General features: G+C 46.7%; 1 pseudogene. It reads right to left on the bottom strand.

The features are described from left to right. Nucleotides 1–210: 210 nt before the first annotated feature. Nucleotides 211–660, bottom strand: a pseudogene (locus PORUE0001_RS07720) (hypothetical protein); the annotation flags it as partial.

Here is a 660-nt window from a genome sequence, read left to right as displayed (position 1 = left end):
CACTGGCTTATCCCCCTGTATCACCACCGTTTTGACCTATACATTCGCGTTGGCTCACTTTTAACACTTCAAAGCTTTTCAAACCCTTATATGTCTCTCTATACCTAGAAAAGACCTTTAACTCACCCACCATTTTGACCTATAAGTCTATAATAATAAGGGAGCGAAAGAGATTCTCTTTCGCTCCCTTATTTAAGGAAGATCTACGGGTCAATACATATAACCGATGGACAGAAAGACGGTATGAGACTGACCATAAGGGGTCACATTCTTGTAGTTGTCAGCTGCCATCTCATCTGCATCCTTGATGGGGAAGCCATACTTGTATCCGGCACCGAAGAAGAGCATATTCCCATACTTCAAGGGGATGCCAAAGTCGCACCTTACGAGCGGTCCAGCACTGATCAGGCTGTAGTCGGAGTGAAGGTCACCGGTAACACATCCACTCAGGGAAGGAATGACATATACAGACTTTAGGTCAAGCGGCACCTGCAGACCCGCAAAAGCATTGAAGCTAAAAAGGGTCACTCGCTTGATGAACTCCTGAGGTACCTCCACTTCCTTGCGATCTTTCAACAAGAAGCTCGGATCCTCCGTTATCAGTGCCATATCATCCACGAGGCAGGGCTGATTGAACCCTACAGACCCGCCATAAGTGAA

The organism is Porphyromonas uenonis 60-3 (assembly GCF_000174775.1).
Taxonomy (GTDB): domain Bacteria; phylum Bacteroidota; class Bacteroidia; order Bacteroidales; family Porphyromonadaceae; genus Porphyromonas; species Porphyromonas uenonis_A.
The sequence above is the reverse complement of the archived record's forward strand: the minus strand, read 5'-3'. Positions and strand labels throughout refer to the sequence as shown.